General features: G+C 28.8%; 6 protein-coding genes. 1 reads left to right on the top strand and 5 read right to left on the bottom strand.

What is annotated here, in order from left to right:
* Positions 1 to 69: 69 nt before the first annotated feature.
* Positions 70 to 525, bottom strand: a complete 456-nt coding sequence (locus ACZYT4_RS13780; protein ID WP_463786873.1) for a S24/S26 family peptidase — start codon at positions 523 to 525, stop codon at positions 70 to 72.
* Between the two features lie 77 nt (positions 526 to 602).
* Entirely contained in the window at positions 603 to 1,778 is a 1,176-nt protein-coding gene (locus ACZYT4_RS13785) for a nucleotidyltransferase domain-containing protein (RefSeq protein ID WP_463786874.1), read from the bottom strand.
* A gap of 106 nt (positions 1,779 to 1,884) precedes the next feature.
* Between ACZYT4_RS13785 and ACZYT4_RS13790 the strand changes: the two genes are divergently transcribed.
* Positions 1,885 to 3,315, top strand: coding sequence for an LCP family protein (locus tag ACZYT4_RS13790; protein WP_463786877.1), 1,431 nt, complete (start codon positions 1,885 to 1,887; stop codon positions 3,313 to 3,315).
* A 32-nt stretch (positions 3,316 to 3,347) separates the two neighbouring features.
* Here ACZYT4_RS13790 and ACZYT4_RS13795 read toward each other — a convergent pair whose 3' ends face one another.
* The 3 genes from ACZYT4_RS13795 to ACZYT4_RS13805 all read right to left on the bottom strand — a co-directional run.
* A complete protein-coding gene (locus ACZYT4_RS13795; RefSeq protein WP_463786879.1) occupies positions 3,348 to 4,202 on the bottom strand; it encodes a metallophosphoesterase in 855 nt (284 codons plus the stop codon).
* Between the two features lie 68 nt (positions 4,203 to 4,270).
* Complete coding sequence (locus ACZYT4_RS13800) at positions 4,271 to 6,130, bottom strand: polysaccharide biosynthesis protein (protein ID WP_463786881.1); 1,860 nt, start codon at positions 6,128 to 6,130, stop codon at positions 4,271 to 4,273.
* 279 nt (positions 6,131 to 6,409) lie between these two features.
* The coding region (locus tag ACZYT4_RS13805; RefSeq protein ID WP_463786887.1) for a hypothetical protein at positions 6,410 to 6,661 on the bottom strand (252 nt) is incomplete at its 5' end.

Here is a 6,661-nt window from a genome sequence, read left to right on the forward strand (position 1 = left end):
GCCTAAAAAATAATAGCCTAATACAAAAAAGACTTAGAAATAACGATTCTAAGCCTATTACATGCAAACCTATTTTCTTACTACTGAGACCATTTTTATAACATATGGTCTTAATGGAACTATGCGTATCCATATTTTCTCAAAGAACCACCACCAGAAGTTTCCTTTTTGAAGCTTTTTCCCTTTACGAATCACCTTATGTATAATCCCAAAAACTTGGTTAGGAGAAACAGGTCCTTCTATTTCTGTTTGAGCATCACCTGTGATATAGAGGTTTCCCTTTTTATCAATATGATGAATACGATGCATGACATATTGTCCCGTTAATCTTTGATAGAAAACCATGTCTCCTCTTTTTAATGGTTGCGTTTGTTTTGATATAATGATTGTGTCACGATGATGAATTAAAAATGGTGACATGGAACTGCCAGATACCAAAAGGCTGACGTCTTTACCGGTTTTAATAATATCTTGTAATATTGGTAAATATTCATTTATATCAACTTCTCTTATTTTTCTTTCCATATTGTTCTCCTAGTTATGCACAAAGTTATTCACATGTGTGCGTAACTTTGTGCATATGTGCGTAAGTATGTGCATAACTATTTAATAATCTTATATTTTTTTAATAGTTCAATGCGTTGATTTCCTATTTCTATTGTTTTTTGTCCACTTCCCTGTTGTTTATTACCTATATAGCTAATAATACGTGATATCCATGCAATAGGAAGTAGAAACGGATATTTCTTGAGATAAGTATATTTTTTTTCTAAATATGATTTTTCTGGAAATAAACTCTTTTTTAATGATTTCTTCCCTGTTTCCATAGCATTCAATGTCATTGTACTTGAATGAAGTCTTTCTTGTGTCGATTTTCCAAAAACTCCCGCATCCAAAATATCATCTAATAATGACTGATAATCTTTATTGATTGTTTCGTAGTCATCTAATAATTGTATATGTTCAAAGGACATATCAAGCAGATCATGAGCTAATGAAAAAACGTTCATAATAAACACATAGAAATTGGAATCTTTAAGCACTGTATAGATATAATTCCAATTTATAAACTGTCCATATTGTTCACCATACATGACAATATCTAATATTTGTCTAATACCTACCCCACCATGTAAGAAATGTTTAATTAAATGCATTAATAAAAATAAGAAATGCAAATCATAAGATAATGAATAAACATTCACATTGTAAATACAATGTTGTATTGGTGAATCAAAGGCATGTTCAAATGAATCTTGAAACTTTCCATAGGCTTTTGATTCTTGAGAAAACAAGCTTGTATGCAATTCAATAGATAGACCATTGATTCTATCTAAGAATGTACTGACGTCTTCTCCTTTTTCAACTAATACAAAATCATTATCCAAAAGAATATTTTTAGCTTTATCAAAATCTTTTTGTTGTACATAAAGATCTTCATCATTAGATGGTCTATTTTCTGGTTGAGGATATAATGAACGACATATGATTCCTTTCACAACTAATACAATTATATCTGCTTCAATAAATTTTTGATAAACCTTTAAAAAACGATCTGTTTTAATGGTTTGAATAGCATTAATTTTAATAGCTTCTCTTTTCCATTGATTTTTTAAATCTGTTGGAAATGATGGAAATGAATATATTTGATTATATATTAAAGCTAGTACTTCATGTTCTTTAGATAAATGATAGAGTTGTGTATAATCTAAATCTACGATTTGTGATTTTTCATTTTTTCTTGCATCTTTTAATAATGTTAAAAACTCTTGGTTCATAATTTTCTCCTTTTTTACACAAATATTATGGAGAGTTTTGTTTTTTTTGTCAATATGATTTCTTTCATGTTATAATATTCTATATTATAAAGAGGGGATGGGAATGATGAAAACAATGTTTTTCAAAATATGGAATTCAATTATAGGGAAAATATGTATTGTTTTATTAGGAATAAACTTCATATTAAGCCTTTATAACTTATTTCAGTTAAGTGCATATATTAATACTTTATCTTTGTTTATAGTTTCTTTTGTTGTCATTGTTATTTTATTACTTTTGATTTTATGTACTTATAAATTACCTAAGTTAAGTCTTGTTTTTCATATTATTCTTTGTATTCTTTTAGTTATTGGGTGTTTGGTTTTTAATCGTGCTTCTTCTTTTACAAATCAAATTACACAAACAGATGAAGTTGAAACTGTAGAAATTGATGTATTAAAGGAATCAACATTAGACGAAAATAGCTCTTTAGATGGATTAACAATGGGTTGTTTTTTAGATGATTCTACAGGATTAACACGTGCTAGAGAAATCTTAAAAGAACATGAAAAAACAGGTGTGAAAGAAAAGCAATATGACAATATGAAGGATGCTTATCAGGACTTGTTGGATAACAAAATTGATATGATAGTCATCACGTCTTTAAGTTCTAGTTATTTAGAAGAGGATGTTGCTGATTATCGTGATCATATTCGTCCATTGTTTATTAAAGAATATGCAATTGAAAATACTTTTCAAAATGAAAAATTAGATATCACGAAAGAAGCATTTACAGTTTATTTAGGTGGTGTTGATTTATCTTGTAATGGAAAAATCAATGGGACTGGTAGAGGTGATGTCAATATTTTATTGACTATTAATCCAACAACGAAGAAAGCATCTATGCAAGTTGTTCCTAGAGACTTATATAGCTATATTCCAATCAAAGATGCGCATAGTAAATTATCATATAGTGGTAATTGGGGTGGTGTTCAATCTTCAATTGCAAGTATAGAACATGAGTTAGGTGTTAAAATCAATTATTATGCCAAAATTAATTTTGATGGTTTAATTGATTTAATTGATAAAATTGGTGGAATTGATGTCTATAGTCATTATGATTACACAATTAATGACTTCCATTATCAAAAGGGAATGAATCATGTTAATGGAGAACAAGCTCTCGCGATGGCGAGAGAACGTAAGTCTTTACCATTAAATGAAAGATCTCGTGGTTTACAACAAATGGAAATTATTAAAGGTATTATGAATAAACTTTTTGAAAATCCATCATATGATTATATGATGTCTGCATTAGATAGTATTCAAGAAAACTTTATGACGAATTTGCCTGAAGATCAATTTATTGATGCATTTCAACTTTTTTTAAGTATGAGAGATACACTTATGAATATTGAAACATATTCTATGGATGGTGAATATAAATGGCATTATGATGAGGTTAAAAAAGGATATTATTTATACTATTTTTATCCATCAGATGGAGAAATAGAAAAAGTGAGAGATCGTATCAATAACATTCTACAAGGAAATTAAAATAAAACAGTAAGTTTTTGAGACTTACTGTTTTATTTTAATGTGATATAAACAATTTCACCTGGATTATTAAACCTAGGCAAATACTCTCCACTACTGCTTATTCCCCTTGTAATTAACATCTGCATATGATTTAACTGAAATAATCCATAATCATAGGTTGGAAAGAATCCTTGTTCTGGAGCATATAATCCCCCAATAAAAGGTAAAATAATTTGTCCTCCATGATAATGTCCACTCACAACCAAATCTATATTCCATTGATTTGCATCAGCAAAGATAAAACTATCAGGGCGGTGTGCCATCATTAATTGAAATGATTCTGTATCTGTCATATCATGTAAAAATTGATAGGTTGGGCTATTTTGCATGTCTTCTTTTGTTATACCTCCTGTCATTTGACTGAAAGCATAATGATACATACCTCCTAACCTTATTTTTTGATTATGAATTGTGATATCTACATAATCTTCTTCTAAAAGAGTAACACCTATTTCACGAAGATGTTTAAAATCTTGACTATGTTCTTGATAATAAGCAATTTCATGATTTCCTAAACTCATATAAACATCACTAATTTCAGTGAGTGATTTTAAAAAAGCAAGTGTATCCTTATCATTTTGTGATCCATCATCAATAATATCACCAACACATAATATAAGATCAGGTTTTAATTCTTCTATCTGTTTAATAACTTTTTGTTTTATTTGACAATGGCCATCATGAACATCTCCAATCATCACAATATGAACATCTTCATTAATCTTTTCACTTTCAATATTATACGATGTCACATCAAGAGTATAATATGATACATATAATTCGTAAATAAAAGCAAAAGCTAACAAACATAAAATCGAGATAATAATTATCATTTTTCTCTTCATGCCACCACCCTCTTCAATATGAAAAAGAAATACACCATTACATAGTATATTTCCCTTCTTCACTATTTTTAATCCTTTGATTGACCATATGGTTGATATGTAGGAATAATCTCACGAACTTTCTCTTTAACATGGTCTTCTTCATTTTCAACCATATGATGAAGTTCTGTCAACTGTTTAAAGAATTTTTCTTCATCCAATTCAATTGGATGTCCAATAAACACACTCGAATTTTCCGTCTTTTGAAGTCCTTCTTCTCCCATTAATAACTCTTCATATAATTTTTCCCCAGGTCTTAGTCCCGTATAAACAATCGGTATATCAACATCTGGTGTATATCCAGATAATTTAATAAGATTTCTTGCTAAATCATCTATTTTCATTGGTTTTCCCATATCCAAAACAAATATTTCTCCACCATGAGCATAAATACCTGCTTGAATAACTAATGATACAGCTTCTGGAATCGTCATGAAATAACGAATAATATTTTTATCAGTGACTGTGACAGGGCCACCATGAGCAATTTGTTTTTTAAACAATGGTATAACTGAACCATTAGACCCTAAAACATTCCCAAAACGCACAGCTGTAAAATCAGTTTGTGAATGTTTATCATATGTTTGAATAATCATCTCACAAATACGTTTTGTAGCTCCCATAATATTAGTCGGGTTAACAGCTTTATCAGTAGAAATTTGGACAAAACGTTTAACATGATACTTATCTGCAGCTTTGACTAAATTCAATGTTCCAAAAACATTATTTTTGACAGCTTCATTTGGACTTTCTTCCATTAAAGGTACATGTTTATGAGCCGCAGCATGATAAACAAGTTCAGGACGAAATTCATTAAACAGACAATCCATTTTTTTCTCATCACGTATAGAAGCAATTCGCACTTGTAAATCTAATTGAGGATATTTCTCCTTCAATTCCATTTGTATATCATAAGCATTATTTTCATAAATATCAACAATAATTAACTGTTTTGGTTGATTAGCAGCAATCTGGCGACATAACTCACTCCCAATACTACCTCCTCCACCAGTAATCATTACAACTTTATTTTGAACATAGGATGCTATTTGTTTGATATTAACCTGAACAGGTTCTCTTCCCAACAAATCTTCTATCTCAACATTTTTTAACTTTGAAATACTAACTTCATTATTAATTAATTGATAAATTCCAGGTAAGATTTTTAATTTACAACCTGTATCTTTACATATTTCAATAATCTCTTTTCGTTGTTGAACAGTTGCTGAAGGAATAGCAATATAAATTTCAGAAACATCATACTTTTTTACATTTTCTAAAATAGATGATTTACCACCAACAATAGGAACACCATTCATAAATCTTCCTTGTTTTCTGATGTCATCATCAATAAAACAAACAACTTGTTTATGAACATGTTCACTTAAATATGTTTCTCTTAATAAAATATTTCCAGCTTCTCCAGCTCCAATAATCATAACATTTGTATAATCTTTGTCTTTCCACATCAAATGCTTTTTATTTCTTAACGAACGCATATTACGATATAAAAAACGACTAGATCCACACAGCATCAATAAAATCATAGGCTCCATAATATACCACGAACGTGGTAAAACAACACCCAACACCAATACAAATATAAATAACTTAATAAAAGTTGCTAATAAAACAGAAACAATCATTTTTCTTAATTCAACCATTGAAGCAAATCGCCATAAACTACGATAAAGGTTTAATAGAGTAAATGACGCTATAGAAATGATAATATCCAACCATACCCATTGAAAATAATTTTGCCACATCTCCCAATCCATGACAAATTCTAATCTTATGAAAATCGCTAAAAAAGACGCTAAAACGACAAACAAACTATCCAAACATATTAAAAAACATATTCTTTGATACATTTTTATGTTATCTTTCATTCAAACCCCTCTTATTCATATGCATTTATGCTCTACAATTCTAACAATTTATTACCATTTAATCAACAAAAATACACTTTAACCTTTTTTATTTTACCATTTTTTTCCAATTTATTCTATCATATATACATTATTATCGTATTTCCTAACATAAATAGTTAGTTTTTAGTCATAAATATATTTATAATTTTTCATTATGAATAAAAATTTGAAAGGTGAAGTTCAAAATCTCCACCTTTCAATATCAATTGATCTCATTTGTTTATATGAAAAGTTAAATTATTTATATCTTTTTTTTGACATCGTTTTTATTATGATTATTCCAACTAAAGATATAATAAACAAACCACTTATAGCTAATATATCTGTTGAATCATTTGTTTTAACCACTTTATCATTATCAACTTTATCATCATTATTTGAAGTCTTATTAGGATCTTGAATATCACTATCACTTATCACTATTTGTTCTTTCTTTTCTAGGCTACTAATAGCATCATGAATCGCTTGTGCCATTGCATCCACTTCTGT

The organism is Massilimicrobiota sp. mt181 (assembly GCF_055420065.1).

Excerpts from the sequence above, each read along its gene's own strand:
- ACZYT4_RS13780 (WP_463786873.1), bottom strand. The coding sequence starts at position 525 with ATGGAAAGAAAAATAAGAGAAGTTGATATAAATGAATATTTACCAATA.
- ACZYT4_RS13785 (WP_463786874.1), bottom strand. The coding sequence starts at position 1,778 with ATGAACCAAGAGTTTTTAACATTATTAAAAGATGCAAGAAAAAATGAA.
- ACZYT4_RS13790 (WP_463786877.1), top strand. The coding sequence starts at position 1,885 with ATGAAAACAATGTTTTTCAAAATATGGAATTCAATTATAGGGAAAATA.
- ACZYT4_RS13795 (WP_463786879.1), bottom strand. The coding sequence starts at position 4,202 with ATGAAGAGAAAAATGATAATTATTATCTCGATTTTATGTTTGTTAGCT.
- ACZYT4_RS13800 (WP_463786881.1), bottom strand. The coding sequence starts at position 6,130 with ATGAAAGATAACATAAAAATGTATCAAAGAATATGTTTTTTAATATGT.